This is a genomic window from Halomonas saccharevitans, assembly GCF_900116405.1.
Classification (GTDB): Bacteria; Pseudomonadota; Gammaproteobacteria; order Pseudomonadales; family Halomonadaceae; genus Halomonas; species Halomonas saccharevitans.
The window spans coordinates 83,097-108,581 of sequence record NZ_FPAQ01000002.1 but is presented as its reverse complement, the minus strand read 5'-3'; the positions used below and the strand labels follow the sequence as shown (position 1 = coordinate 108,581).

The window sequence follows — 25,485 nt, the reverse complement described above, 5'->3', positions numbered from 1 at the left end:
CAGCGCCGAGCCCACGACGACGGTCGATCGAGGTGCCGCTGGTCGGGGCCTCAGGTCTTCTCGGACGCGCCCCCGGCCAGGTCGGGACGCGTCTCGTAGGCCACGTCATGATCGCTCAGATAGTCGCGGATCAACTGCCTCACCACCTGGGAAGGCGTCAGGTCCTGGGCCGCACACAGCTGCTCGAAGGCGCGCTTCTTGTGCGGGTCGATCAGCAGGGTCAGGCGTGCCGTCTTCTTTTCCATGACAATCCTCCAGAACATTACCATCAAATGTTAATGCTCGCCGCCTTGCGGGGCAACGGCGTTGGCGCCTTTGTCGACAATGATAATGACATGTTAATGTCGTTAACATGCCTGACCGGCTCGACCTTCAAGGAGGATCCTCAGCATGGCACGCCACCGACCGTCCCTTCCCGGCATCGCTACCGGCCTGCGCGCGGCCTGGCGAGACGGCTACGGCCTGGACGACCTGCGCCGCGACATCCTGGCCGGACTGACCGTCGGCACCGTGGCCGTGCCGCTATCCATGGCGCTGGCGATCGCGACCGGCGTTCCTCCCCAGCACGGGCTCTACACGGCGATCGTCGCCGGCGTGCTCATCGCGCTGACCGGCGGCTCACGCTTCAATGTCTCGGGCCCGACGGCGGCCTTCGTGGTCATCCTCTTCCCCATCGTCCAGCAGTACGGACTGGGCGGCCTGCTGATCGCCTCGATGATGGCCGGCATGATCCTGGTCGTCCTCGGCATCACCGGCATGGGGCGCCTGATCCAGTACGTTCCCTACCCGGTGGTACTCGGCTTCACGGCGGGGATCGCGGTGGTGATCGCGGTGCTTCAGCTGCCCGACTTCCTGGGCCTCGAGGTCGGCCAGCTGGGCGAGCATTTCATCGACAACCTCGGGCAGATCGCGATCTCGTTGCCGACCGTGGAGCCTATCGAGCTGGGGGTCGGCCTCTTCGCCCTAGGGGTCATGCTGCTCTGGCCGCGCCTGGGGCTGCCGCTGCCCGCGCCGCTGGTGGGCCTGGTCGCCGGTGCCCTGGCCGCCTTCGCCATCAACCACTGGCTGGCCGGGTCGGGCGCGGAGGTGGAGACCATCGCCTCACGCTTCACCTGGGAGGCCCAGGGCGAGACGGGCAGCGGCATTCCTCCCATCGCACCGAGCTTCATCGCGCCCTGGCGGCTGCCCGGTGCGGATGGCGAGCCGCTGGCGGTGGATTTCGCGCTGATTCGCGCCCTGCTGGGCCCTGCCTTCGCCATCGCCCTGCTGGGGGCGATCGAGTCGCTGCTGTGCGCGGTGGTCTCGGATGGTCTGACCCGGACCCGGCACGACCCCAACGCCGAGCTGATCGGCCAGGGGCTCGGCAACCTCGTAGCGCCACTGTTCGGCGGCATCACCGCCACGGCGGCCATCGCCCGCACCGCCACCAGCATCAGAAGCGGCGCCCGCTCGCCGATCGCGGCGGTGGTCCACGCCCTGGCGGTGCTGCTGGCGGTAGTGGCCCTGGCGGACCTGCTGGGACGGGTGCCGATGGCCGCCCTGGCGGCGCTGCTGTTCATCGTCGCCTGGAACATGAGCGAGGCCCGACACGTTCTGCACACCCTGCGCTCGGCCCCGCCGGGAGACGTGGCCATTCTCGTGACCTGCTTCACCCTGACCGTGCTCTTCGACATGGTGCTGGCGGTGGCCGTGGGCATGGGGCTCGCCGCCGCGCTGTTCATTCGGCGCATGGCGCTGCTGACCGAGACCCAGCGCGTCGACGGCGAGCCCCATGCCAGCATCGGCGTACTACCCGACGAGATCGCCCTCTACGACATCAACGGTCCGCTGTTCTTCGGCGCCGCCGAGAAGGCGCTCACCTCGCTGCACCGGGTGGATCCGCAGGTGCGGGTCGTCATTCTCGACATGCACGACGTGCCGAGCATGGATGGCACCGCCATCGTCGCGCTAAAGGCGCTGATCGACACGATGCACCGTGAGGGGGTCGCCCTGGTGCTGGTCGGCCTGCCGACACGGATCCTCGTCAAGCTGCGCCGTGCGGGCATCCGCCGCGCGGCCGGGCGGCTGAGCTGGTGCAGGGAGCTGCAGCACGCCCGAAGGTTGGCCCAGCGCTGGCTCGACCGAGCCGCCTGACGCGCGAACGCCCCTGTCACGTCGACGCCCCTGAAACGCATTGGTCATCTCTTCTTAAGCGGTCGTTAAGACGCCCCCCGTAGCGTCAGGGGGGCTGGGGCCGATGTTCGGCCCGGCCACCCCCCAGGAGACACGACCATGCAAACGATCACCCAGAATGCCATCCCGGTGAGCCCGCGACAGGCCGGCCAACTGATCGTCGCGGGCCTGCTGCTGCTGATCCTCGGCGCGCCGCTGATCGGCTGGCAGCCGGTAGCCGTGCCCCTCGAAGTGGTCGCCCTGGGGGCGTCGGGCCTGGTGCTGATGACGCCGGGCATGAGCCGGCAGCATGAGGTCATGGAGGCCCTCTACAGCCTGACCCTGGCCAGCCTGATCACCCTGGCCGGCATTCAGCTGCTGGCCTGATGCGCGGCCTTTACAGTCGCGCGGACGACAAGGATAGTGGGGCCTGACGACGGGGGCGCCGCGGCGAGCAGGCCGCAGCTGAGATGCACCCTTGGAACCTGACCCGGACAATGCCGGCGTAGGGAGTCGTGCAGCGCCGGCCTCCCGTCGACCTGCACCTCCCCCGCCGGGGAGGCCCCATGCACCACATCGATCCCGCCGCGCACCTGGCCCGGGTGCGCGAGATCCGCCCGCTGGTCCACAACATCACCAACCATGTCGCCATGAACAGCATGGCCAACGTGCTGCTGGCGATCGGCGCCTCGCCGGCCATGGTCCACGCCCGCGAGGAGGCCGCCGAGTTCACCGCTCTGGCCGGCGCCCTGACGATCAACATCGGCACCCTCTCGCCCCACTGGGTCGAGGCCATGGAGGCCGCCGCGCTGGCGGCCGGAGAGACGGGGCGCCCCTGGGTGCTGGATCCGGTGGCGGTGGGCGCCACGCGCTATCGCCGCGAGACCGGCGCGCGACTGCTGGCGCTCTCGCCGACCGTGATCCGCGGCAACGCCTCGGAGATCATCGCCCTGGCGGGCGGCGCCGGCGGCGGACGCGGCGTGGACAGCACCGACCCCGCCGAGGCGGCCCTCGCGGCCGCCCGTCGCCTGGCCGCGCACACCGGCGGCGTGGTGGCCGTCACCGGCGAGGTGGACCTGGTCACCGACGGCCGGCGACTCGCCCGGGTGCACGGCGGCCACCCGCTGATGCCCCGAGTCACCACCCTGGGCTGCGCGCTGACCGGCGTGGTGGCGGCCTTCCTGGCCGGCGCCGACGACTCCTTCGAGGCGACGACGGCGGCGCTGGCCGGCTACGCCGTGGCCGGCGAGCTCGCCGGCGAGGTGGCACGCGGCCCCGGCAGCTTCGCGGTCGCCTTCCTCGATGCCCTCTATCACCTGGATACCGAGGCCCTCACCGAGCGGGCCCAACTGGAGGTTGCCGATGCACCCTGATCTCTCGCTCTATCTCGTCACCGACGGCGGACTCTGCGCCGATCATGGCCTGGAGGAGACCGTGGTCGCCGCGGTCCGGGGCGGCGTGACCCTGGTGCAGCTGCGGGACAAGCACGCCACTGATGCCGAGATGATCGACCAGGCCCGCCGCCTCAAGGCGGCGCTCGAGGGCACCGGCGTGGCGCTGATCATCAACGACCGGCTGGAGGTGGCGCTCGCCTCGGGTGCCGACGGGCTGCACATCGGCCAGGACGACGGCGACGTGGCCCGGGCCCGGGCCGCACTCGGCCCCCAGGCGATCCTAGGGCTCTCGGTGCAGACCCACGAGCAGCTCGCCCGCCTCGACACGAGCGCCCTGGACTACCTGGGCCTCGGCCCGGTGTTCGCCACCCCCAGCAAGCACGACCACGCCACCCCGCTGGGCTTCGAGGGCCTGGCCGCCCTGGTCGCGGCGAGCCCGCTGCCGAGCGTGGCCATCGGCGGGCTCAAGGTCGAGCATGCCGAGGCGGTGCGCCAGGCGGGCGCCGGTGGCCTGGCGGTGATCTCCGCCATCTGCGGCACCCCGGACCCCGAGGCGGCCGCCCGCGCCTTCCCGCGGCGCTGACGACGCACCCCATATGATGATGTGCCCCTTCAGCATGACGCCCCTCTCGGGGAGGGGCGTCGTCGTGACGAGGGGCAGGTGGATCAGTGCGCCAGCATGTCCCGCACGATGCCGTCACCGTCCAGGTGCGAGGGGTAGTAGGTCGGCCAGTGCGTGACCTCGTCCAGCAGCGCCGCCCGATCGTCCCCCCCAGTAGAGGTGGAAGTGACCGGCATCGGGCGGGAAGATGGCGTGGTCGCTGAACTGGATATAGCGCGGTAGCGCATCGTCGCCGGCTTCGAGCTCGAAGACGTATCTCACGCCTCGATTGCCGGCTGCGTAGGTCAGAACCTCGTAGCCGTCGTACACGTAGTCGCCGGACCTCGCCTGGCCATTCTTGTGGAAGGTGACGGAATTCCCGTCGATCACGAGGCGATCGACGTCGGTCCGATAGCCCCTGTCGTAGTACTGCTTGATCTCTTCGGCCGTTTTCTCGGCGCTCCGCTCTGCCTTGTGGGCCTGCACCTCATCGAGGGTGCCATCCTGCAGGTAGGGGTAGAGCGACTGCCAGTCGCCTGCCCAGTCTGACAGTGACCGGTCCTCGATCTGGCTGTCCTCGAAATACCCGGCGTAGACGTCCTCATCATGGTCGTGCGCATGGTCGTGGTCGTGATCATGACTGTGGTCGCTGGGCGATACCTCGTTGGCGGCGCAGCGCGTCACGCCCTCGGCCAGCCCACGCAGCAGCTGTGAATAGAGGCCGGCCCCGAGCGGCAGGTCGACACCCAGGGGATCGATGACGATCGAGGTCTCGACCTCGGTGCCCTCGAACACGCTCTCGACCAGCGCCGGGTTGTATTGCGGCTCGCGGAACACGCATTGCACACCGAGCTCGGCGACGCGTTCCTGGATCTCGCGGACGCGTGCCGGGCTCGGGTCGGAGGCATCGCCCAGGGAGATTGCCCCGGCCGCCGGCACGTCGAAGCGGTTCTCGAAGTACTGATAGGCATCGTGGAAGACGATGAAACGCGTTCCACGGTCATCCGCGAGGTGGTCGTCCAGTTCGTCGATCAGGGCCTCCAGCTCGGCCTGCCCCTCGGCCGCATTCCGACGATAGGTGTCGGCGTTGCCGGGGTCGAGATCGGCCAGCGACCCGGCGATGGCCTCGAGCCAGGCCTGGGCATTCACCGGATCGAGCCAGCCATGGGGGTCCACGCCGTCGTGGGCATGACCGTGACCCTGGTCGTGAGCCTGATCGTCATGCGCCTTATCGTCGTGCCCATGGTCGTCGTGCCCGTGGTCGTCGTGGCCATGGTCGTGCGCCTCGAACGTGGCGCCTTGACGGTACGCAAGGCGGCGAGTGCCCGGCGTCTGCATCAGCTCCACTTTTAGCGCCTCGTCGGCCAACGAGTCTTGCGCCCGAACCAGCCACGGCGTCAGATCGTCGCTGACCCAGAAGACGATGTCTGCATTGGCCAACGCCTCGGCTTCCGAGGGCCGCATGGAGTAGCCGTGCGGGGAGGCGCCCGGCTGGATCACCAGGTCGGGCGAGCCCAACTTTCCCATCACCCGGTCGACCAGCGAGTGCACAGGCGGGATGTCCACGGCCACAGCGGGCACTTCGGCAACCGCGACGGCGGGTGCTAGCAGCCAGGGCAGGCAAAGCGGACGTAGCAGCTTGTTCCTCATCATTCCTCTCCGTATCCAGGACACGTGCAGGCAGTGAACGAGCGATTGTGGCACGAAATGTTATGTTATAACATTAACGGTCGTGTCAACTCCATCCGACTTCAATGGCTTCGAACACCAGGACGACTACACCGGAGGGTCACCATGCCGCTGCTCTCGCTCGACGACCTTCACGTCGCCCTAGGCGGGCGAACCGTGCTCGAGAGCATTGATCTGCGCCTCGACCGCGGCGAGATCGTCACCCTGGTCGGCCCCAACGGCTCGGGCAAGTCGACCCTGCTGCGCACCATCATCGGTGCCGTGCAGCCCGCCCGCGGCCGGCTCGTCCGCCAGCCGGGCCTCACCATCGGCTACGTGCCCCAGCGGCTGGCTATCGACGCCACCCTGCCGATGACGGTCACCCGCTTCCTGAACCTGCCGCGTCGCCACCCCAAGCAGGCGTTACGCCAGGCCCTGGAACAGGCCGGTGTTCCCGGGCTGAGCCGACAGCAGGTGACGGACCTCTCGGGCGGGCAGTTCCAGCGCATCCTGCTCGCCCGGGCGCTGCTGGAGCAGCCCGACCTGCTGCTCCTCGACGAGGCCACACAGGGCCTCGATCATCGCGGCACGGCCGACTTCTATCGCCAGATCGAGAGCGTGCGGCGCGAACTGGGCTGCGCGGTGCTGATGGTCAGCCACGAACTGCACATGGTGATGCGCGCCTCGGATCGCGTGGTGTGCCTGAACCGCCACGTCTGCTGCCAGGGTACCCCCGAGCGGGTGGTCTCCTCGCCGGCCTACCGGGAGCTGTTTGGCGCCGACACCGCCGACACCTTGGCGTTATATCGCCATCATCACGACCACTCACATCACGATGCCACTGCCAACACGCCCGCACCGTCGGCAGCCGGCGCCAGTCATCCGGAGGCCACCCCCTGATGCTCGACGACTTCATGGTTCGCGCCACCCTGGCCGGCCTCGGCGTGGCGCTCGCCGCCGCACCGCTGGGCTGCTTCGTGGTATGGCGGCGCATGGCCTACTTCGGCGATGCCACCGCCCACGCCGCCATCCTTGGCGTGGCGCTATCGCTGCTACTCTCCACCTCCATCTTCGCCGGCGTGCTGGTGGTCTCGCTGCTGATGGCCACCCTGGTCTCGCTACTCAGCGGGCGGGGCTATGCCATGGATACCCTGCTCGGCGTCATGGCGCACTCGGCGCTCGCCTTCGGGCTGGTGGCGGTCTCGTTCCTCTCCGGGGTGCGCATCGACCTGATGGCCTACCTGTTCGGCGACATCCTGGCCGTTGGCAAGGACGACCTGGCCATCATCGGTGCCGGGGCGCTGCTGGTCGTGAGCCTGGCCGGGTGGCGCTGGTCGGCGTTGCTGACCGCCACCCTGGATGGTGATCTCGCCCGAGCCAGCGGCATCGACCCCAAGCGCGAGCAGCTGGTGCTGACACTGTCGCTTGCCGTGGTCGTGGCCGTAGCGCTGAAGGTGGTGGGCGCGCTGCTGATCGCCGCGCTGCTGATCATTCCTGCTGCCGCCGCTAGGCCTTTCTGTCGCACCCCGGAAGCCATGGCATGGCTGGCAGCCGGGTTCGGGGCCGCCTCGACTAGCGGCGGCCTGCAGGCTGCCTTCTGGCTCGACACCCCCACCGGCCCCACCATCGTCTGCCTGGCGGCCATCCTGTTCGCCCTCTCGAGCCTGGCCGGCCAGCTCAGGCGCCGGAGGTCGCGCGCCGAGCCGTCTGCCGAGGCAACGCCTCGAGCCTGATGCCCGGTACCGTCTCGCATCCCGGAAGCGGCGGTGCCGGTGGCGCCGGCCGCACTCTTGGCGCAGGCCGCTCTCGGCAGAGGCAGAGGATGGTCACCGTCAGGCGTGGGGAGCGGTGATGACCTCCACCGAGCCGTCGCGAATAGCGTTGTAGAAGCAGTTGGGCCGCCCCGTATGGCAGGCCGGCCCCTGCTGGTCGACGAGCAGCAGCACGGCGTCGCCGTCGCAGTCCAGTCGCGCCTCGATGAGCCGCTGCCGGTGGCCCGAGCTCTCGCCCTTGCGCCACAGGGCCTGCCGGGAGCGCGACCAGTAGCAGACTCGCCCGGTGTCCAGGGTCTCGCGCAGCGCCTCGCGGTTCATCCAGGCGAGCATCAGCACCTCGCCACTGTCATGCTGCTGGGCGACGGCGGTCACCAGGCCATCGCTGTTCCACGGCATGGCGGCGATGACGGCTTCGAGCGGGCGGCGCTCACCGCGCTCGGCCTCTTCCAGTTGCCTCCAGACGTCCATCAGGCCTCCTGCCAGTTCCACTGGCTACGTGCCACGGCGTCGTGGGCGTGCAGGCTTTCGGCATGTACGACGCGCAGGGAGAAGCCGTCGATACCGGGCTGTTCGCAAAGCGCGTGATGCAGGCGCCGGGCGGCATCCTCGCAGAACATCAGATTCTGACCGTTGGCCAGGGCGAAGGCCTGCTCATCGATACGCTTGACCGCCGTCTGCAGGGGCGTACCGAGCGCCTGTTCGACACGCTCTACCAGAGCCGCCAGCGGCAGTTCATCGACATTTTCTCCCAGGCGCAGCGACAAGTGAGCTTGGCTGCGCTGGCTGTGGGGCGTGGCCAGCACGCCCTGCTCGCTGCCCAGCCAGGCATGCACCGCCCCACGGGTGATCGGGATGTCGACGAAGTCCTCGTCGAAGGCCTGCTGGATCAGCTGACGGGCCAGGGCCGCGGAACAGGGGCAGGTCGAGGAGTAGCCCACCGTCAGGTCCAGGGTGATCGCCAGGCCTTCGGCATCGCGCCGGCAACGCAGCGCGAAGGGATAGGCCTGCCACCCGGAGAGGGAACTGATCAGCGCGGGCCGCTCCAGCAGCGCCTCGCCACTCAGGTCGAGAAAGGCGACATCCGAGAGCCCCTGATGGGTGTCCAGGAACGACGCCAGCACCGCCGCCATCCGCGAGACCGTCAGCTCATGGCCCTGCAGCTCGGCCAGTGCCAGATAGAGCCGGGACATATGAATGCCTCGCGCGGCGGGGTCGTCCAGACTGACCCCCGCCGAGACCCGGCCGTTGACGGGCCGTCCTGCCAGCTGGAGCGGCAGAGCGACCTGCTCCATGCCGACCCAGGAGAGGGGGCTGTCGCGAACGGTTCTGTCATCGGCCACATCGGGCAGGTGGTGTGGGGGCATGGGTCGAGACTCCTCTAGCAAGGGGAAGGGAGAGTCCGGCTTGGCAACGCCCCTGGCGGACGGGTCGATCTCGGTCAGGTGGTCGCTACGCCGACCGCGAGGGGCTGTGCCACCTTCAATGGGCATGGCCGGCCTGGTGACCAAAGGTGGCATTGAACTGCAGCATGGCCACCCAGCTCTCGTCCTGGCCGGCGAAGTCCTCGTGACTCAGCTGGGCGCGCAGGAAGGCATGGTCTCGAAAGCGCCAGGTCGCCTGTCCGCTGTGGCGGTAGGAGGCGTCGACGGATTCCAGTTCGCTGGGGTGGACGTGGACGGTCTCGTTGGTCAGGCCCAGGGCCTCACTGCGCACCCCGAGCTCCCAGTGCGGCGCAACACCGTAGATGGCCTCGACATAGGCGCCGTCCTGCTGCTCGGTGAAGTCGTCCCGCGTCTCCCAGGCATGATGGTGCTCGACCCGCTCGGTCAGATCGCGCTCGGTGTAGAAGTATTCGGCGCCCAGGGTCCAGTCGCCCCGGCCCCCGTGCCGGCCGCTGCGGTAGTGATAGCGGGCATCCAGGCCGGCGAACCAGCCGTCACCCTCCAGGCTATGGGCATGCTCGCCATGGTCATCGAGACGGACGTACTGGCGATTGACGCCGGCGGATGCGCCGTAGTCGAGGGTCTGGCCGTCGCCCAGGGCGGCGCGCTGCTTGGCGAAGATCGTCACCAGCCGCGGGCCACTATCGCGCGCCTCGCTGCCCCCCTCGTCGAAGCGGCTGAGAGGCTCGCCGTCCCCTTGCAGCCACTCGGTGCCCAGGGTGGTGTGCGGCGAGGGTGACCAGGTGAGCTGCACGCCATCCTCACGCAGGCCGTGATCGCCGAACAGGTACTCGTTGACCAGCGGGCGTTCGATGAAGTCCCAGGCATGGGGATGGCGACTGTTGACGTGACCGATCTCCGACAGGAACCGGCCGGCCTTGATCCTCAGGTCGTGAGGCAGCGCCCGCGTCGCCACGAAGGCCTCCTCGAGACTGACGTCGTCCTCGGTAAGCGATACCACGGCCTGCCCCTCGAACAGCGAGGTCTGCCCGCGCAGCATCAGCTCCGAGTGCCCCAGGTTGAAGCCTTCATCGAGGCCATGCTCATGACCGTGAGCGTCATGATCCTCGTGGCCTTCATCATGACCTTCGCCATGGCCAAAGCCGGCGGGCGAGCCCTCATCTCCCGAGACGCGGTTGTGGTAGATGCCCTCCACGGTCAAGGCGGCGGAAAGGCGCCGATCGGCAAGCCCCGCGTCAGCACGGTCATTGTCATGGCCGCGATCGTGACGATGCGTCTCATGGGCATGCCCATGAGCCTCGTGATCGTGCTGGTGGGCGCCGTGTTCTTGGCCCTGTGCCGCCGTGCCCATCAACAGGGTGGCGGCGAGCGGTGTGAGAAGGTGGAAGGGGCGGCGTGACATGCTATCTCCCGGTCGGATGAGGTGGGCTTTGCTTCAAGCGCGAGAAAAGATACGTTATAACATAACATTAAAGCAACCCTCGAACCCGCTGAGGCCACGCCATGCCGACGAGCGCACGCCGCCAGGATTCATCCGACTCTCGCGCCATCCCCCGCCATGCGGAGGGCAAGGAGATCAGCACCCTGCCCCGCATTTTCGAGGATGACATCAACATCGCCATCATGCGGCGCCGGCTTCCCGACGATATCCAGGCCGGCGTGAAGACACAGCTCCAGGCCGAGCGGGCGCTCTCCTTTGCCTGGCTCGGCCCCGCCGGAGACGCCCTGCGTGCGGAACTGGCGCAACACCTCCATGCGCCCGACGCCTGCGGTGAGCTGATCGAGGATATCGTGACCCTGGCCGACGCCATGGCCTACCTCTTCGACACCGATACCGTGGGTCTGCGCCTGCGCCGGATGGACGGCGCCATGTGTCCCCGCTTTCACTGCGACAACCTGCCGGTGCGCCTGGTCACGACCTACCACGGCCCCGGCAGCGAGTGGCTGCCCGAGTGGGCGGTGAATCGCCACGGTTTGGGGGCGCCGACGCCCGAGAAACCGGAGATCGTCACCGAGCCGGGCGCCGTGCAACGGCTCGAGGTCGGTGACCTGGCGCTGCTCAAGGGCAGCGGATGGATCGGCAACGAGGCGCACGGCCTGGTACACCGCAGCCCGGACGTACCGGCAGGCCAACCGCGCCTGTTGCTGACGCTGGACCCCGCCTAGCGGCACGCGACTCAGGCGATGGGGCAGCGCTTCAGGGTGGTGCGCCGATCGTGATGGGCGATCGCCAGGCCGCCTCGCCGCTGACCAACGAGGACGCCGTCACCGCGGCAGGCGCGCTGACGGCGTGGATCGGGACGGGCCGAGATCAGGCGTCCGAGCGCGGAGGCCCCGGGGGTCGATGGTAGCCGTGCACCATGCCGGCGATCAGGTTGTCCTGCCGCTTGCGGCTCTCCCAGAGCGCGCCGAGCACGTGCAGGGGCACCAGCGCGAGGATCGCATCGCTCATCAGTTCATGGGCCTCCTCGACCCAGGCGACGCCCCAGAAGAGGTCGGTCTCCTCCATCATATAGCCAGTGGCCCCCAGCCCCAGCAGCAGGGCCAGCAGCGTCAGCATCATCACCGCCCCCAGCGGGGTATGGGTGATGCCGGGGTTCGACCGGGCCGCCCCGGTGCCGGCGCCGGCCGCGGAACGCAGCGATGCGCGAAGGCGCTCGGGGGTCGGCCAGAAGCTCGTCCAGCGTGCCGACCAGGGGCCGACGAAGCCCCACAGGATCCTCACGCCGATCAGCGCCGCCACGCCGTAGCCGATCCACTGATGCCAGCGCTCGCCCTCCTCGGTGAGGAAGTAGTTGGCCAGGAACCCGGCCACCAGCGACCAGTGCACGAGGCGCACCAGCGGATCCCAGACGCGAACCCGCCGGCTGCTCACCTTGCCTCTCATGACGCGGCCTCCTTCAGTCGATCTCCTGCTTGACGATCTCGCCGTCGACCGGATTGAAGTAGATCTCGACGCGCCGCTGCTGGTCGTCCCAGCCGTAGATCTCGTAGCACCTGCCATCGGTGGTCTTGAATTCCTTGACCTCGTAGCCCATGTCGGCGATCTGCTGCTGCATGGCCTCCTCGCTCATCCAGTCGCTCTGCGGGGCATCGGTGCAGGTCGGCCCGGCCAGCGCCGCAAGGCTTGCGGTCATCAGGCCGGTGGCGAGAATGCCGGTGATCAGGGTGCGCTTCATGACTAAATCTCCAGAGAGTCGGTGTCGAAGGGCCACCCAGGCGGTGGCCATAGCCATCCCCCGGCCGCCGCCGGCAAGGGGACAGGCTCATCATCGAGCATCGAACTTACGAGAGACTTAAGAGGCGAGAAACACCACGCACGGGGGCGTCGAGAGGAGCGCGCAGGCCGCGAGGCCTCAGGCGGTGGGCCGGCGTTTCAGGGTGGTGCGCCGCTCGTGGTGGGCGATCGCCAGGCCGCTGGCGATGATCAGGGTGCCGCCGACGAAGACCCACAGGTCCGGCACCTCGTCCCAGAACCACCACCCCAGCCCCACGGCCCACAGCAGGGCCGTGTAGTCGAAGGGCGCGACCAGCGCCGCCGGCGCATAGCGAAATGCCAGGGTCAGGCCGGTCATGGCGCCCACCCCGAGCACGCCCGCTACCAGGAAGGCCGGCCAGTGCAGCGGTGCCGGCGTCTGCCACACCCAGGGCAGCGTCGTCGCCGAGACCAGAAGCGGCACCAGGGTGGTGTAGAAGACCATCGCCCAGAGGTGCTCACGATCGCCGTAGCGGCGCGCGGTGAGCATGGTCAGGGCATAGAACACCGCCGCGCCGACCACCACCAGGGCGCCGGGCTGAAAGCTCTCGCCTCCCGGGCGGATCACCACCAGCACGCCGAGAAAGCCCAGCAGCGTAGCGGCGAGCGTCGGCCCGTCGACCCGCTCGCCGAGCAGCGGCACCGACAGGACCGTCACGAACAGCGGCGCGGCGAAGGCGATGGCCGTGGTCTCGGCCAGGGGCAGCAGGGTCAGGCCCCACATGAAGCAGATCATGGTGCCGCTGAAGATCAGGCCGCGCAGCAGATGCACCCCGGGGCGGCGGGTCGACAGGGTGTGCAGGCCGCCGTTGAAGCGCGCGATCAGGGCGATCAGCGGCAGCGACACCAGGGTACGAAAGAAGATGATCTGCAGCGGGGAGTGCACCTCGCCCAGCCACTTGGTGATGGCGTCGCCCAGTGCCAGGCAGAACACGCCCAGGCACATGCAGCCGATTCCCTTGAAGGTCGATGACGTGTAGATCGACGACATGCCGACGGCCCTCCCTGGCGGCGACGAAAACGATCACCCCGCCGGCCTGGGAGGCCGGCGGGGTGTCAGATGGCTCAGGCTAGTCGGTGGCGCGAGCCGGGGCAAGGCCTCAGAGGCTGGCCTGGACCACCATGCACTCCATGCCCTGTGCCACCAGGCGACGGCAGGCGGTATGCGCCTGTCCCTCGTTCATGTCGACCAGCCGGGCGCGGTAGACGCCGGCGGACTCGACGCTGCCCACGGCGACCCGGGCGTTGGCGAGCTCACTGGCCAGGCGATCGGCGGCTCGGGCGGCCAGGCTGCGGGCATGGCCGGCATCGCTGAAGGCGCCGACCTGCACGCCCCAGCGACCCTGGGCCAGGGGACGCGGCGGAGCAGCGCGATCGACGATCAGCTCGCGAATGGGATCCTCGGCCGATCCCTGCGCCGGGGCCACCGCCTCGACCGAGGCGGGGCGTTCCACCCGAGCGATCCGCGGCGCAGCCGAGATCGGTGCCGATGCCGTGACCGGAGCCGCGACCTCGCTGACGGCCGGGGTGGCCGCGCGCGAGGCAGGCGCATTGAGGCTCGCCAGGCGCATCTCGCGACCGATCGGCTGCCCCGGTGCCTGGGGCTCACCGGGCATGAGGCGACCACCGGTGATGTCCGCGTTGGCCAGCCAGCCGTGGCCATCGGCCAGCGAGGCGCGCATGAAGCCACGATTCAGCAGGTCAGCGGTATGCGCATCCCGCGAGGCGGCGGTGAAGCCGCCCATCACAACGGTCAGCAGGCGACGGTCGCCGCGTACCGCCGAGGTGGCGACGTTGAAGCCGGAGGCGCGGATGAAGCCGGTCTTGAGGCCGTCGGCGCCGGGGTAGCTGTCCAACAGGCGGTTGTGGCCGGTAATGGTCTTGCCGTGCCAGGTGAAGCGCGTGCGCGAGAAGCGCGAATAGTACTGGGGGAAGTCGCGCATCAGGTGGCGAGAGAGCACCGCCATGTCTCGGGCGGTGGTGACCTGGCCGGCATCGGGCAGGCCATTGGGATTGCGGAAGATGGTGTCCTGCATGCCGAGTTCGCGGGCCTTGTCGGTCATCATCTGCGCAAAACGCGTGTCGCTACCGCCCAGCGCCTCGGCCACCACCACGGCCACGTCGTTGGCCGACTTGATCACCAGGGCATCGATGGCCGTGTCCACCGGGATGGTGGAGCCGGCCTTCACGTAGAGCTTGGAGGCCGGCTTGGAGGCCGCATAGGCGGAGACCGGCAGCGGCTGGCTCAGGCTCAGGCTGCCATCCTCGAGGGCCTCGAACGTCAGGTAGAGCGTCATCATCTTGGTCAGCGAGGCGGGATAGCGGAGCCGGTCGGCGTTCTCCGCGTAGAGGATCTCCTGGCTGTCGGCATCGATGACGATACCGGCATAGCGGGGGTTGCCGGCCTGGGCCAGGCCAGCGTTCAGCAACAGGAAGGCCAGCAGCAGGCAGGCCAGCAGCGAACAGGCGCCCCCTCTACGGCGCCGGATAGTTGTTGTGATAGGCACCATGATGCGTTCCCTCGAGTATTTTCCCAGTAGCGTTCCCACATTATGGCTAGCCGCCGCGCCCTGTACAGGGCGGAGGTCAGACTTTTCTCCGATTTTTCGACCGACTCCCCTGGATCGACGAACAGCGAGGATTCGCGAGCGTTTTACGGGTTTCCCGGATCGCGACGACGCGCGCGACGTGGCGACGATCCAGGCGATACCAGGGAAGTCGTCTCGGTCCGGTCAGGTGGCCGGGGAGACCAGACCGGCCTCGGCCTTGAGGGCCGCGATATCCACGGGCACGATCTGCTCGGGTTTCAGGAAGCGCTCGGCGTAATCACGCCACACGCCGCTGTCGAGCAGCAGCAGGAAGACCTCGGGGTCCAGGTGCCCCTCCCGGGCCATGCCCGCCAGAATCGACAGCGCCTGCGATAGCGACATGCCCGGCTTGTAGGGCCGGTCGGCGGCGGTCAACGCCTCGAAGACGTCGGCCACCGCCATGATGCGCTCCTCGAGGCTCGCCCCTGCCAGCACCAGGCGTCGCGGATAGCCCTGGCCGTCCATCCGCTCGTGATGGTTGCCGGCGATGGCCGGCACCCGGCGCAGATGAGCGGGCCAGGGCAGTGACTCGAGCATGATGATGGTCTGGACGATGTGCTCCTGGATGCGGAAGCGCTCCACGTCGTTGAGGGTGCCGCGCGCCACCCGCAGGTTATAGAGCTCCCCCTGATGACCGGCCACCGCCGGCGGGCGCATATCGAAACGCCAGCGATTGTCGGGATCTTCCGGCGCCACTGGCGGCGTCTTGACCGCCCAGTCGATGAGATGCCGAGGGCGGTCCGCCAGCAGCGGCTCCGCCACCGGCAGCTCTAACTCGGGCTCCCGCGCCAGGCGACGGGCCTCTTCCTGCGAGACGCCTAGACGGTCGTCGAAGTGGCGCCACCAGCGCCACGTCGCGATCTCCTCGAGCCGCTGTGCCTGACCCTCATCGAGATGCTCGCCGCCCAGATTGATATTGGCGACCAGGCGATAGGCGGCCTGGAGCTCGGCCAGACGCTGCTCCCGCGCCTCGTCGAGAAGATTCGGATCGCCGCCCTTGGCACACCCTTGCCAGTAGGCGACGTCGGCGTCTCGCCACAGCACCTCGAAGCGCATGCGGACCTCATGCAGGCGGTTGTAACGCGTCTCGAGCTTGGTCGCCTTCTCCATGACCTCGTCCGGGGTGGTCAGCTTGCCGCAGTCGTGGAGCCAGGCGGCCAGGTGGAAGGCCGCGCGCCGGTCCTCGCCCACCGCCTCGGCGGCGAAGGGACCGGTGCGATCGCGCTCTACGCCCTGCAACAGCATCTCCGCGAGCTGCGGCACCCGCGAACAGTGGCCGCCGGTATGCGGCGACTTGGCATCGGTGGCCCCGGCGATCAGCTCGACGATGGCATCCAGCAGCCGCTTTTCTCCCTCCAGCAGCCGGCGCATCTCGATGGCCACGGCGGCCACCCCGGAGATCTCCTCGACGAAGCGCCGCCACGGCTGATCATCTGACGCTTCGGCGGCCCCGCGCAGAGCCAGCAGCAGCAGCCCCTGGCGCTGTCCGCTACGATTGCACAGCGGCTGGGCCAGATACCCGCGACCCTCGAACTCGTCGCGCAGCGCCGCCAGCCCCTGCGCCTCGAGCTTCAGGCGCTCGGGCAGCGGGGCCACGCTCCCGCCGCTGCCCGCCTCGGCCGCGCGGGCGAAGGCGTCCGCATCGGTCTCATCGACCAGATAGATGGCGCCATGCTGGCTGGTGGTGACGCGCAGCAGGTCGTCGAGGATGCCGGCGAGCATCGTCTCAAGGTGCGGGTCACTGCTGAGCGTGCGGGTCATCCGCTGGAAGTCGGTGATGTTGCCGACCATGCCCTCGACCGCCTGGCTCAGCTGCTGGACCTCGCGAATCGGCGAGTCGACACCGCGATAGCCGGCGAAATCGAACTCGGCCAGGGCGCGCACCTGGTCGGCGAGCGAGCGCAGGGGTCGGCCGAGGCGATGCCCCACCCAGATGCCGAGGGGAAGCAGGGCCAGCACCAGCCCGACGGCGACCACCGCTCGCTGCCAGAGCAGGCGGCGCGTACCGGCCAGCAGTTCGTTTTCAGGCACCGCCATCAGCAGATGGGCCTGCACATCGTCCATGCTCTTAAACGGCAGGCGCATGCCGAACCAGGCCTCGTGAGGTCCCTGGAAACGTGTCGATTCGTCGCTCCCCTCGAACGCCTCCAGCCGAGCCAGTATCGGGTCGCCCAACTCCTCCAGGGTCCCCAGCCGAGGTCCTGATGCGGTGTTGATCAACAGGCTGTCGATATCCGGATGCGCCAGCGTGCGCCCCTGATTCGAGACCACCGCCAGCCGTGTCCCCGGGGTGAGCTTGAAGCCCGCCATCTCGTTGCCAAGGTCTGCCAGGGAGGCATCGATGCCCAGCACCGCCCGTTCGTTCTGGCTGCGATGCGTCAGGGTGACGCCAACCTCGCGAGTGGTGAAAAATACATAGGGGTCGGTCACGTGCTCTCCATCCGACGCCATCGCCTCGCGGTACCAGGGACGATTACGGGGATCGTAGTCGTAGTCCGGCATGACGCGCCGGTCGAGCAGCGCCAGATCGGCGTCATAGAGACGCCATTCACCGACACGCACGTCGCTTCCGGGATCATGAAAGATCGCCTGAACCAGGTAATGTGCGTCCTCGACCCCGTTCATGGCAGGCAGCAAGTTCGGCGCCAGGCGGGCCACGGGACGCAGCGACAGGAAGTCGCCGTTGTCGTAGCCGATGTAGACGGCACTGGCCACCCGACTGGCCTCCAACGCCGCCGCCAGCATGGGCAGCACCGTCAGGCGATCAGCAAGGCGTTGTTGTATCCCCAGATTGGCGTGGGAAAGGGGCAGCAACACCACCCGAGCCGGCCCGATCAGGCGCTGTGAGCGCTCTTCGGTCGTCGCGGCGAGCTGGTGGCTGGTGTCCTGCATGGCGCTGACCAGGATGCGATCCGCGCCGCGGGCGCCGTGCCATAGCAGCACTGATGCCATCATCAGCATCAGGGCAACGATCGCCAGGACCGTCAGCGCCTGGAGGGAAAGAGGGCGACGCGACATGGCAGGGTCCCGGTGGCAGCCTGAGGCGCGGCCGGCCAGCACCGGCCACCTCACTCAGCATATGCCAAGCGCGCAGAAACCACCCGCTCGGCGCGGCGCCGGCTTTCAACGACGCCGCCGTCACGGCCTCAGTCCAGACCCAGCCCCAGGTTCTGAGCGCCGAGCCAGGCCAGGCGCAGGGCGAGCAGCGTCAGCGCCCACCGGAACAGCGCGTCGAAGCGCCGCTCGGAAAGGCGGTGCAGCAGGCGCAGCCCCAGCCAGGTGCCGAGGAAGCCCGCCGCCACCATCGCCAGCATCAGCGCCAGCCAGTCGTGAAAGACGAAGCCCGCCATGCCGAACACGAAGGCCTTGGTCAGATGCTGGGCCACCATACAGGCGGAGAAGGTCGCCACCTTGGCCAGCCGTCCCGTCTGGCGCTGCTTGATGAAGGCCGCCACCACCGGGCCGCTGGCGCCGACCAGGCTGGAGAGCAAGGTCGTCACCGCGCCGACGATCAGGGTGCCGACGCGGCCCAGGGCGCGCCCGGAAAGCCCCGGCCCCCACAGGGTAAAGAGCACGAAGGCGGCGATGCACAGCTCCAGCACCCCCGCCGGCAGCCGGATCAGCAGCCAGGCAGCGGCCAGGGCGCCGAGCGCCACCCCGGGCAGGAAGGCAGCCAGCGTCATACGGTCAATATGGCGCCAGGTCATCACCGTGCGGCCGACGTTGGAGCCCAGCTGCACCATGCCGTGCACCGGAATCAGCGCCGCCGCGGGCATCACCTGGGCCAGCGCCATGATCATCAGCACCCCGCCCCCGGCGCCCACCGCCGCGGTGAAGGCCGACGTCAGCATGGAGAGCAGGATAAGCAGCAGGTTGAGGGAGGCGGCGAGCGGCGAGAGGCTCTCGAGCAGCGGCATGGGACGACCCTGTACGGTATAGCGAGGGCCCAAGGATACCCGAGACGCGACACGGCCGGTCGATTGACCGGCCGTGTCGCGTCGTCCGCCCGAGGGGGGGGATCAGCCCGCGAGGGCCTCGAGGACCGCCGCTCGGGAGGCCCGCTCGCGCTCGGCGTAGAGCGCCAGCTCATCGGTGACGGCCGCGCCGAGTGCCGCCTCGAAGGCCTCGCGGTTGGCATTGCCGACATAGGCCGCGTTCTCGCCGCCGCCCAGGTTGGACTGGAAGATGCCCGCCGCGCTGACCGGAAGGAAGTCCTCGTAGGTGATCGGTCGTGCCGTCGCCAGGCCCTGCTCGATCAGCGCCTCCGGGTCGCGCTCCTCGACCCTGCCAGCGGCGCGCCCGGCCTCACTGAGCCGGTACTCGAAGAAGGCCAGCCCCTGGCGGCGCAGCTCGGCCTCGTCATCGGGGAAGTCGGCGAAGACCTCGGACAGCACCCGCTGGTGGGCCGCATTATCGAGCCCCTGGGTCTGCTGGCGAGACGCACTGAGCAACTGATCATAGAGCGCGCGACCCTCGGCCGTCAGGGCTACGCCGCGCTGCTCGATCTCGCCGAAACGGGCAGTGTGGGTACCCTGGCGCTCGCCCTTGAACCGGGTCACCTCCTCCAGCGCCTTGAAGCTGGTCTGGCGCAGCAGGATCGGGCAGTCGCGGCGCGGCGGTCCCTCGATCACGTCCTTGGGGTTCATACCGGCCGCCGGCATGCGCCGCTGGACCTCGTCGATGTCCAGGGTGCGCGGCGTCAGGTGGTTGATATGCGGGCCGCGAAAACAGACCACGTCGGCGATCAGGCGGTGCTCGGCATGCAGGGCCTCATAGGTATCCAGGTCCACGGTCGCATCGCGGTGCCAGCGGAAGGTCTCCAGCGCCTCGGCGACGAAGCGATCGGCCTGTTGATCGCTGAGGCCGCCCTGGGACTCGTGGAGGGCGATCAGCTCGCGGGCGTCGGCGGTGAAGATATCGCGCTCGGCCAGGATCGCCGCGGCGCGTTCGCGCAGCGCCTCGCTCTCGATCAGCTCCAGGCGCAGCAGCGAAGTGAAGATGCGGAAGGGGTTGCGCGCCAGGGCGGCGTCGTCGACGGGGCGGAAGGCCGTGGAGTGCACCGGCACACCGGCTTCGGAGAGGTCGTAGTAGCCCACCGGATGCATGCCCATCACCGCAAACAGGCGGCGCAGCATAGCGAGCTCGTCGGCGGTGCCCACGCGGATGGCGCCGTGGCGCTCGACGCCGAGGCGATTCAGCTCGTCGTGGGCCGCGAGCCGCTCGGCCAGGGCCGCATCACGCTCGAGGACCTCCTGGTTCACGTCGGCCACCAGCTCGAGCAGGGTCTCGTACTGAGGCACCTCAGCCTGGTACATGGCCGACATGGCGCGGGAGAAGCGGTCGCGGATCTCGTCCGCGGTGACGTGAGCCGTTGCAGTAGGGTTCATGCGAAGTCCTTGGCGGTGGGGCCCGAGGTGGCGGCACCCTGATGAGGGGACTGTCGGCGTCGAACGATCAAGGCGGCCGAGGAGCGTTGGGCCCGACAGGCTTTGAAGGGCGTTGGCCAGGACCATCTAAGCAGAGTCACCAGGAACGGCCTACCGAAAAGGCGACCCCTTCTTTCATCTCTTCACCGCTACGGCCACGCCCCAGGCGAGCCACGACACCCTGCGCACCGGCCTGCAGAACCGGCGCCGCCGCGGCAGGTCAGTCGCGGAACTGGGCGCCGGGACAGTCGCCGTAGGCGCCCCTGCTTCGAAGGGCAGGCCGACACGCGGGGTGCTAGCCTCCAGCAAGACGCCGAGCCGACCCAGCACGAAGGACTTGCCGGGCTTCATGACCTCGCCGTGGAAATCGATGCCGCCGAGGCGCTCCAGCATCGGGCACACGTGATACGACTCATCCACCGAGACCACGCCGGCTAGGCGTTCACCGGCAGCCGGGCGATAAGCTCGCCCACCCGCTCGGTGACCGCGGCGATGGTCGCCTCGTCGTAGCGCCTGCCCTTGCGCTTCTTCAGGCCCTGCTCATAGAGCCGCACGTGCTCGGTGGGTGCCACGTCGGCGTTAGCCAGGCAGTGCTCGGCACAGTGCATCTGGCAGCCGTCGATGGCCACGATGGGTCGGCCCGAGCGGGCGGTGCGCACCAGGCCCGGAACGCCGCCGCCGACGCCGGCGATGCAGGACATCTCCGCCTCTTGCCCATGATCCAGCCGCAGGGCGACCTCGTTGGCGAGCTGGGCCACGTCGGAGCAACCCGAGCAGGCATAGATCAGGGCGCGGGGCTTGTTGGCGGTTCGGGACATGCAGCCTCCCTGGATGTCGGGGTAAGGGTCAGTCGTCGTCCAGCATGAAGTCGCGCAGCGCGTGCTCGTCGAGCACCACCAGGCGCTGGCGATCGATGGTAATCACGCCCTCCTCGCGCAGCCTGGCCAGCAGGCGCGAGAGGGTCTCCGGGGTCATCGCGAGCTGCGCGGCCAGCCAGCGCTTGGGAATGGTCAGACGCACCACCTGCTGCCCCCTGTGGTGCCCAACGGGCAGCTGACGGAGGATATAGCTGACCAGCCGCGACATGGCGTCGGCCTGTGTGAGCAGGGCCATGTCCTCGAGACGATCGGTAAGCTCCAGGGCCAGTCGACTCATGAACTCTGCCCGGCACTCGGGATGGCGATCCAGGATCTCGCGGCAGCGCGCGGCGGGGATCGACAGCACCTGGGTACGCCGCAACGCCTCGGCGCAGTAGAGATAGATCCCCGGCCCCGAGACCATGCTCAGCTCGCCCAGGGTGCCGCCGCGCTCGACGCAGCGGATGGTCGCCAGCCGGCCATCACGGGCGCTGCGCACCAGGCGCACCAGCCCATTGATCACGATGTAGACTCGCCTGGCCGGGGCGTCCTGGCGAAACAGCCACTCACGGCTTCCCAGGGTGCGCACCCCGGCATCCTTCATCAGGACCTCGAGGGCCTCGTCGTCGAGGCCGCCGAGCCACGGCACGCCGCGCACCAGCTCGCGGAGGTGGCGCGGCCGCAGCAGCAGGTCAGACGAGGAACTGGGCTCCGGGACAGTATCCATAGGCATGGCCCTCCTCCACGGGAGTATCGGCATCGATGATCAGGTAGCCGTGGGACTGGCTGGCGGCGCCGAGCATGTGCGAACCCTGGCCACCGGCCAGCCGCGCCACGGGGGCGCCGGCGCTCCAGTCCAGAACCACCCGCAGAAGCTCGCGGCGGCCGCGAGGCGCGCGGCGCGTGAAGCCGGCGGCGACCGGGAAGCGCTCGAGCGGCGCGGGCGCGCGCCCCTGGCGACCCTGCACGAAGGGTAACGCCAGCAGCTGCCAGCCGACCAGCGAGGCCACCGGATTGCCGGGCAGGCCGATCAGTGGCGTCCCGCTATCCATAGAGGCGCCGAGCCAGCCCAGCGCCAGGGGCTTGCCGGGCTTCATGGCCACGCCGTGGAAGTCGAGCCCGCCGAGCCGCTCCAGCACGGGGCGCACGTGATCCTCCTCGCCCACCGAGACGCCGCCGGTGCAGAGCACCAGGTCGGCGTTGTCGCGGGCCTCGGCAAGTACGGCGGCCAGCGCCTCGGGGGTATCGAGCACCGGGCCCAGGTCGAGCACCTCGCAGCCCTGGTCGGCCAGCAGGGCGCGCAGCATCGGGCCGCTGCTATCGTAGACGGCGCCCGGTCGCCAGGCCTGTCCGGGGGCGATCAGCTCGTCGCCGGTGGTGACCAGCGCCACCCGCAGGCGCCGCTGTACCGTGACGCTGGCGATGCCCTGGCCCGCCAGGAGGGCGATGGCGGCGGCGTTGAGCCGCTTGCCCGCCTCCAGCAGCGTGGCGCCGGCGCGGCTCTCCTCGCCGCGGCGGCGGATGTTGGCGCCCACGGCTAGCTCGCCCGCGACGTGCACTCGACCCGCGGCGTCCAGGCTGACCCGCTCCTGGGGCACCACGGCATCGGCCCCCAGCGGCACCGGGGCACCGGGGCACCGGTGAAGATGCGGGCGCAGCCCCCCTCGGGCAGACGCGTCACGCCGGCGCCGGCCGGGACGCGCAGCCGCACCGGCAGGCCCGAGGGCGAGTCGGCCAGCTCGTCGAGGCGCAGGGCATAGCCGTCCATGGCGCTGTTGTCGACGCCAGGCATGTCGAGAGTCGAGCGCGCCGGCTCGGCCAGCACCCGGCCCGCAGCCGCCTCCAGCGCCACTCGCTCGAGGCCGGCGATCGGTCGGGCGGCCTTGATCATCCGCGCCCGGGCCTCGAACAGGTCGAGCAGGCCGGGGGTGACGACGTCCGCGCAGCCGCAGTTCATGCCGTTGCTCCCGACGCCGCGTTCGCCGCGTACTGGTCAGAGGTCGCCTGGCGAGAGGCGCAGGGCGCGACCTGGGGGCGGACCATGGCGACGAAGTTGCAGGGCCGGGTACGGGCATCGAGCTGCTCGATCAGGATGTCGTCCCAGGCGGTGGCGCAGGCCTTCGGCGAGCCGGGCATGGCGAACACCAGGGTGCGGTCAATCAGCCCGGCCACGGCGCGGGACTGGATGGTCGAGGTACCGATGGTGGCCAGCGAACGCTGGCGAAACAGTTCGCCGTAGCCGTCGATGGCCTTGTCAAACAGCGGCGCCAGGGCTTCGGGGGTGGTGTCGCGCGGCGTGAAGCCGGTGCCGCCGTTGACCAGGATGGCCTGGATGTCGTCGCGCACCACCCAGGCCGAGACCACGGCGCGCAGGCGGTAGACGTCGTCGGGCACGATCTGGCGCTCCGCCAGGCGATGGCCGGCGGCGGTCAGGCGCTCGGCGAGCAGGTCGCCGCTGCCGTCTTCCGCGAGGCCGCGGGTATCGGAGACGGTGAGCACGGCGATGCCCAGGGGCACGAAGGGCGTATTGGCAGAAACATGGGACATGGGGATCCTCCTTGCCATGCATGGTGCGGCGGCGCCGAAACGAGGGGAATGACGCGTATCAAGAAAGCGCGAGATCCCGCCACGCCTCGGCTGACGGGCTCTCGCGCGGCCGGCGTCACTGCATCAGGGCGTTGCCGCCGTCGTCATCGAGGGAGAGACCCTCGACGCCGATCTCGGCCTCGAGCGCCAGCAGGTAGTGGCGCAGGGCGCGGCGCGTGGCCTGCTCGCGCAGGCTGTGGCGGACCCGCTCGGCCACCTGTTCGAAGGGCAGCTCGCGACCCTCCTGACGCTCGTCGATGCTGACCAGGTGCCAGCCGTAGCGCGAGGCCAGCGGCCGCTCGTGGAGCCCCACGGGCAGGTGCTGCAGTGCCCGGTCGAGCTCGGCGACGGTCTGGCCGGGCGCGAGCCAGCCAAGCTCGCCGCCTGCCTCCTTCGAGGGGCAGGCGGAGTGGCGCTGGGCGAGCTCGGTGAAGCGCTCGGGCGCCGCCTCGAGTTCGCGGATCAGCGTCTCGCCCTGGCGATAGCCGGCGTCGCGCGCCGGGGCGTCGTCCGGGGCCGCGGCCAGCAGCACGTGGCGCACCTTGAGGCGCGTCGGCTCGCTGAAGCGCTCGGCGTGGGCGGCGTGGAAGCGCCGGCAGTCGGCCTCGTCGGGCTCGGGCACGTCCAGCTCCTGTTCCAGCAGCGCGGCAATGGCGTCGTCGGCCTCATCGATCGCCTCGGAGGCGGCCTCGGCCAGGCCCAGGGCATTCGCCCGCTGGCGCAGCAGCTCGCGCACCACCAGGGCGCGGGCCGCCTGGAGCTGGGCGGTGCCGGCGCTGTCGGCCGGGTGGTACTGCATCTCCTCGGCGATGGCGGCCTCGGCGATGGTGGCCTCGCCGACCCGGATCGGGGGCGGGCTCGCGCCCCCGGGAATCATCTCGATATCGATCTTTTGCATGTCGTTTCCCCCTGTAGGGCGTCTTACTCACTCAGTCCGGCATGCGATGAGCGTTGCCGTCGACAAGCCTTCGCGAGGGCGCTGTGAACCCTTCCCTGGGCGCTACTTTTGCCATCCATGGCAAAAGACCCTCGCTTTGCCTTGTCCCCGGCGCTCATCTCACCGCCTGTGGGGATGGGTGCTGACTTGGCATTCAGCCCCGCTTGCGCACCAGCTGGTAGCGACGAGTCACGTAGCCGAAGGGCACGCTCCACACATGCACCAGGCGTGAGAACGGGAACAGCAGGATGATGGTCATGCCCAGGAAGATATGGACCTTGTAGATCCAGGAGACTTCGGCCATGTAGTCGGCCGCCCCGCCGCTGAAGAAGATGATCGACTGTGCCCAGCTGGAGAGGGTCAGCATCATCGCGCCGTCCAGGTGACCCAGCGAGAAGATGACGGTAACCAGACCCAGGAAGGCCTGGAACACGATCAAGCCGAGAATCACGGTGTCCATCGGGCTGGAAGAGGCGCGAACCCGCGGATTGGTGATCCGGCGATGCAGCAGCATGGCCCCGCCCACGAGGCAGGCAATGCCTGCCGCCCCGCCGACGATGATGGCGATCAGCTGCTTGGTGCCGGCGTGCAGGAAGGGTGCGTAGACCCAGTGCGGGGTCAGCATGCCCACCAGATGGCCGAAAAAGATCACGATGATGCCGACATGGAAGAGATTGCTGGCCAGACGCATGTTCTTCGAGGTGAGCATCTGGCTGGAGCCGGTCTTCCAGGTGTACTGGCCGTGGTCGTAGCGCAACAGGCTGCCGACCAGGAACACCGTGCCGGCCAGGTAGGGGTAGTAGCCATAGATGAGGTGTTGCAGGTATTCGCCAAACATGACGG

Annotated in this window: 25 protein-coding genes, 1 pseudogene and 1 riboswitch; of the genes and pseudogenes, 7 read left to right on the top strand and 19 right to left on the bottom strand. The window is 69.1% G+C overall.

Going from position 1 to position 25,485, the window contains the following annotated elements:
• Positions 1-50: 50 nt before the first annotated feature.
• Positions 51-245 carry a CopG family transcriptional regulator gene (locus tag BM388_RS01660; protein ID WP_089846522.1) on the bottom strand — a complete coding sequence of 65 codons (195 nt, stop codon included), beginning with the start codon at positions 243-245 and terminating at the stop codon, positions 51-53.
• Positions 246-390: 145 nt separating this feature from the next.
• Between BM388_RS01660 and dauA the strand changes: the two genes are divergently transcribed.
• The 4 genes from dauA (at position 391) to thiE (ending at position 4,128) form a co-directional block, all read left to right on the top strand.
• Positions 391-2,133, top strand: coding sequence for a C4-dicarboxylic acid transporter DauA (dauA, locus tag BM388_RS01655; RefSeq protein ID WP_089846521.1), 1,743 nt, complete (start codon positions 391-393; stop codon positions 2,131-2,133).
• Positions 2,134-2,271: 138 nt separating this feature from the next.
• Positions 2,272-2,538, top strand: a complete 267-nt coding sequence (locus BM388_RS01650; RefSeq protein ID WP_089846518.1) for a hypothetical protein — start codon at positions 2,272-2,274, stop codon at positions 2,536-2,538.
• Between the two features lie 41 nt (positions 2,539-2,579).
• Positions 2,580-2,680: riboswitch (TPP riboswitch) on the top strand.
• 37 nt (positions 2,681-2,717) lie between these two features.
• Complete coding sequence (thiM, locus tag BM388_RS01645; protein ID WP_089846516.1) at positions 2,718-3,524, top strand: hydroxyethylthiazole kinase; 807 nt, start codon at positions 2,718-2,720, stop codon at positions 3,522-3,524.
• Positions 3,514-4,128 (top strand): thiamine phosphate synthase, encoded by a 615-nt coding sequence (gene thiE / locus BM388_RS01640; protein ID WP_089846514.1) that lies wholly within the window; start codon positions 3,514-3,516, stop codon positions 4,126-4,128. The genes thiM and thiE overlap by 11 nt, the downstream gene beginning before the upstream one ends.
• Positions 4,129-4,211: 83 nt before the next feature.
• Here thiE and BM388_RS18195 read toward each other — a convergent pair.
• A pseudogene (locus BM388_RS18195) lies at positions 4,212-5,796 on the bottom strand (metal ABC transporter solute-binding protein, Zn/Mn family).
• Positions 5,797-5,940: 144 nt separating this feature from the next.
• Between BM388_RS18195 and BM388_RS01630 the strand changes: the two are divergent.
• Entirely contained in the window at positions 5,941-6,714 is a 774-nt protein-coding gene (locus BM388_RS01630) for a metal ABC transporter ATP-binding protein (protein WP_089846512.1), read from the top strand.
• Positions 6,714-7,547: a metal ABC transporter permease gene (locus tag BM388_RS01625; protein ID WP_089846510.1), complete on the top strand. Its 834-nt coding sequence runs from the start codon at positions 6,714-6,716 to the stop codon at positions 7,545-7,547. The genes BM388_RS01630 and BM388_RS01625 overlap by 1 nt, the downstream gene beginning before the upstream one ends.
• A gap of 99 nt (positions 7,548-7,646) precedes the next feature.
• Here the strand turns inward: BM388_RS01625 and hisI are convergent, their stop codons facing one another.
• The 3 genes from hisI to BM388_RS01610 form a co-directional block, all read right to left on the bottom strand.
• Entirely contained in the window at positions 7,647-8,057 is a 411-nt protein-coding gene (gene hisI / locus BM388_RS01620; RefSeq protein WP_089846508.1) for a phosphoribosyl-AMP cyclohydrolase, read from the bottom strand.
• A complete protein-coding gene (folE2, locus tag BM388_RS01615) occupies positions 8,057-8,953 on the bottom strand; it encodes a GTP cyclohydrolase FolE2 (RefSeq protein ID WP_089846506.1) in 897 nt (298 codons plus the stop codon). Before folE2 ends, hisI begins: the two co-directional genes overlap by 1 nt.
• A 115-nt stretch (positions 8,954-9,068) precedes the next feature.
• Positions 9,069-10,394, bottom strand: a complete 1,326-nt coding sequence (locus BM388_RS01610) for a TonB-dependent receptor (RefSeq protein WP_089846504.1) — start codon at positions 10,392-10,394, stop codon at positions 9,069-9,071.
• A 101-nt stretch (positions 10,395-10,495) separates the two neighbouring features.
• On the opposite strand from BM388_RS01610, the gene BM388_RS01605 reads away from it, so the two are divergent.
• Positions 10,496-11,158: a DUF1826 domain-containing protein gene (locus tag BM388_RS01605; RefSeq protein WP_089846502.1), complete on the top strand. Its 663-nt coding sequence runs from the start codon at positions 10,496-10,498 to the stop codon at positions 11,156-11,158.
• Between the two features lie 145 nt (positions 11,159-11,303).
• On the opposite strand, the gene BM388_RS01600 is transcribed toward BM388_RS01605, so the two are convergent.
• The 14 genes from BM388_RS01600 to narI all read right to left on the bottom strand — a co-directional run bounded on the left by BM388_RS01600 (position 11,304) and on the right by narI (position 25,480).
• Positions 11,304-11,879, bottom strand: coding sequence for a cytochrome b/b6 domain-containing protein (locus BM388_RS01600; protein ID WP_217641028.1), 576 nt, complete (start codon positions 11,877-11,879; stop codon positions 11,304-11,306).
• Positions 11,880-11,892: 13 nt separating this feature from the next.
• A complete protein-coding gene (locus tag BM388_RS01595; protein ID WP_089846500.1) occupies positions 11,893-12,171 on the bottom strand; it encodes a PepSY domain-containing protein in 279 nt (92 codons plus the stop codon).
• Between the two features lie 177 nt (positions 12,172-12,348).
• On the bottom strand, positions 12,349-13,239 hold the full coding sequence (locus BM388_RS01590) for a DMT family transporter (RefSeq protein ID WP_245781430.1): 891 nt from the start codon (positions 13,237-13,239) through the stop codon (positions 12,349-12,351).
• A 109-nt stretch (positions 13,240-13,348) separates the two neighbouring features.
• Positions 13,349-14,758, bottom strand: a complete 1,410-nt coding sequence (locus BM388_RS01585) for a serine hydrolase (protein WP_089846498.1) — start codon at positions 14,756-14,758, stop codon at positions 13,349-13,351.
• Between the two features lie 222 nt (positions 14,759-14,980).
• Positions 14,981-17,854 carry an HD domain-containing phosphohydrolase gene (locus BM388_RS01580; protein WP_089846496.1) on the bottom strand — a complete coding sequence of 958 codons (2,874 nt, stop codon included), beginning with the start codon at positions 17,852-17,854 and terminating at the stop codon, positions 14,981-14,983.
• A gap of 128 nt (positions 17,855-17,982) precedes the next feature.
• Positions 17,983-18,753: a sulfite exporter TauE/SafE family protein gene (locus BM388_RS01575; RefSeq protein WP_089846493.1), complete on the bottom strand. Its 771-nt coding sequence runs from the start codon at positions 18,751-18,753 to the stop codon at positions 17,983-17,985.
• Positions 18,754-18,855: 102 nt separating this feature from the next.
• Positions 18,856-20,223 carry a 2-oxoadipate dioxygenase/decarboxylase HglS gene (gene hglS, locus BM388_RS01570; RefSeq protein WP_089846484.1) on the bottom strand — a complete coding sequence of 456 codons (1,368 nt, stop codon included), beginning with the start codon at positions 20,221-20,223 and terminating at the stop codon, positions 18,856-18,858.
• A 473-nt stretch (positions 20,224-20,696) separates the two neighbouring features.
• Entirely contained in the window at positions 20,697-21,080 is a 384-nt protein-coding gene (locus BM388_RS01560; RefSeq protein ID WP_089846481.1) for a putative zinc-binding protein, read from the bottom strand.
• 28 nt (positions 21,081-21,108) lie between these two features.
• On the bottom strand, positions 21,109-21,846 hold the full coding sequence (locus BM388_RS01555; RefSeq protein ID WP_089846479.1) for a Crp/Fnr family transcriptional regulator: 738 nt from the start codon (positions 21,844-21,846) through the stop codon (positions 21,109-21,111).
• The gene (locus BM388_RS18155) at positions 21,812-22,741 is read right to left on the bottom strand and encodes a molybdopterin molybdotransferase MoeA (RefSeq protein WP_281245166.1); all 930 of its coding nucleotides are present in this window, start codon (positions 22,739-22,741) and stop codon (positions 21,812-21,814) included. Before BM388_RS18155 ends, BM388_RS01555 begins: the two co-directional genes overlap by 35 nt.
• Positions 22,657-23,076 carry a molybdopterin-binding domain-containing protein gene (locus BM388_RS18150; RefSeq protein WP_281245165.1) on the bottom strand — a complete coding sequence of 140 codons (420 nt, stop codon included), beginning with the start codon at positions 23,074-23,076 and terminating at the stop codon, positions 22,657-22,659. The genes BM388_RS18155 and BM388_RS18150 overlap by 85 nt, the downstream gene beginning before the upstream one ends.
• Positions 23,073-23,666, bottom strand: coding sequence for a molybdenum cofactor biosynthesis protein B (gene moaB / locus BM388_RS01545; RefSeq protein WP_089846477.1), 594 nt, complete (start codon positions 23,664-23,666; stop codon positions 23,073-23,075). The genes BM388_RS18150 and moaB overlap by 4 nt, the downstream gene beginning before the upstream one ends.
• Positions 23,667-23,781: 115 nt before the next feature.
• A complete protein-coding gene (locus BM388_RS01540; protein ID WP_089846476.1) occupies positions 23,782-24,603 on the bottom strand; it encodes a peptidylprolyl isomerase in 822 nt (273 codons plus the stop codon).
• Between the two features lie 193 nt (positions 24,604-24,796).
• The gene (narI, locus tag BM388_RS01535) at positions 24,797-25,480 is read right to left on the bottom strand and encodes a respiratory nitrate reductase subunit gamma (protein WP_089846474.1); all 684 of its coding nucleotides are present in this window, start codon (positions 25,478-25,480) and stop codon (positions 24,797-24,799) included.
• Between the last annotated feature and the right edge of the window lie 5 nt (positions 25,481-25,485).

Coding starts and splice junctions, on each gene's coding strand:
- BM388_RS01660 (WP_089846522.1), bottom strand. CDS start 245: ATGGAAAAGAAGACGGCACGCCTGACCCTGCTGATCGACCCGCACAAG.
- dauA (WP_089846521.1), top strand. CDS start 391: ATGGCACGCCACCGACCGTCCCTTCCCGGCATCGCTACCGGCCTGCGC.
- BM388_RS01650 (WP_089846518.1), top strand. CDS start 2,272: ATGCAAACGATCACCCAGAATGCCATCCCGGTGAGCCCGCGACAGGCC.
- thiM (WP_089846516.1), top strand. CDS start 2,718: ATGCACCACATCGATCCCGCCGCGCACCTGGCCCGGGTGCGCGAGATC.
- thiE (WP_089846514.1), top strand. CDS start 3,514: ATGCACCCTGATCTCTCGCTCTATCTCGTCACCGACGGCGGACTCTGC.
- BM388_RS01630 (WP_089846512.1), top strand. CDS start 5,941: ATGCCGCTGCTCTCGCTCGACGACCTTCACGTCGCCCTAGGCGGGCGA.
- BM388_RS01625 (WP_089846510.1), top strand. CDS start 6,714: ATGCTCGACGACTTCATGGTTCGCGCCACCCTGGCCGGCCTCGGCGTG.
- hisI (WP_089846508.1), bottom strand. CDS start 8,057: ATGGACGTCTGGAGGCAACTGGAAGAGGCCGAGCGCGGTGAGCGCCGC.
- folE2 (WP_089846506.1), bottom strand. CDS start 8,953: ATGCCCCCACACCACCTGCCCGATGTGGCCGATGACAGAACCGTTCGC.
- BM388_RS01610 (WP_089846504.1), bottom strand. CDS start 10,394: ATGTCACGCCGCCCCTTCCACCTTCTCACACCGCTCGCCGCCACCCTG.
- BM388_RS01605 (WP_089846502.1), top strand. CDS start 10,496: ATGCCGACGAGCGCACGCCGCCAGGATTCATCCGACTCTCGCGCCATC.
- BM388_RS01600 (WP_217641028.1), bottom strand. CDS start 11,879: ATGAGAGGCAAGGTGAGCAGCCGGCGGGTTCGCGTCTGGGATCCGCTG.
- BM388_RS01595 (WP_089846500.1), bottom strand. CDS start 12,171: ATGAAGCGCACCCTGATCACCGGCATTCTCGCCACCGGCCTGATGACC.
- BM388_RS01590 (WP_245781430.1), bottom strand. CDS start 13,239: ATGTCGTCGATCTACACGTCATCGACCTTCAAGGGAATCGGCTGCATG.
- BM388_RS01585 (WP_089846498.1), bottom strand. CDS start 14,758: ATGGTGCCTATCACAACAACTATCCGGCGCCGTAGAGGGGGCGCCTGT.
- BM388_RS01580 (WP_089846496.1), bottom strand. CDS start 17,854: ATGTCGCGTCGCCCTCTTTCCCTCCAGGCGCTGACGGTCCTGGCGATC.
- BM388_RS01575 (WP_089846493.1), bottom strand. CDS start 18,753: ATGCCGCTGCTCGAGAGCCTCTCGCCGCTCGCCGCCTCCCTCAACCTG.
- hglS (WP_089846484.1), bottom strand. CDS start 20,223: ATGAACCCTACTGCAACGGCTCACGTCACCGCGGACGAGATCCGCGAC.
- BM388_RS01560 (WP_089846481.1), bottom strand. CDS start 21,080: ATGTCCCGAACCGCCAACAAGCCCCGCGCCCTGATCTATGCCTGCTCG.
- BM388_RS01555 (WP_089846479.1), bottom strand. CDS start 21,846: ATGGATACTGTCCCGGAGCCCAGTTCCTCGTCTGACCTGCTGCTGCGG.
- BM388_RS18150 (WP_281245165.1), bottom strand. CDS start 23,076: ATGAACTGCGGCTGCGCGGACGTCGTCACCCCCGGCCTGCTCGACCTG.
- moaB (WP_089846477.1), bottom strand. CDS start 23,666: ATGTCCCATGTTTCTGCCAATACGCCCTTCGTGCCCCTGGGCATCGCC.
- BM388_RS01540 (WP_089846476.1), bottom strand. CDS start 24,603: ATGCAAAAGATCGATATCGAGATGATTCCCGGGGGCGCGAGCCCGCCC.
- narI (WP_089846474.1), bottom strand. CDS start 25,480: ATGTTTGGCGAATACCTGCAACACCTCATCTATGGCTACTACCCCTAC.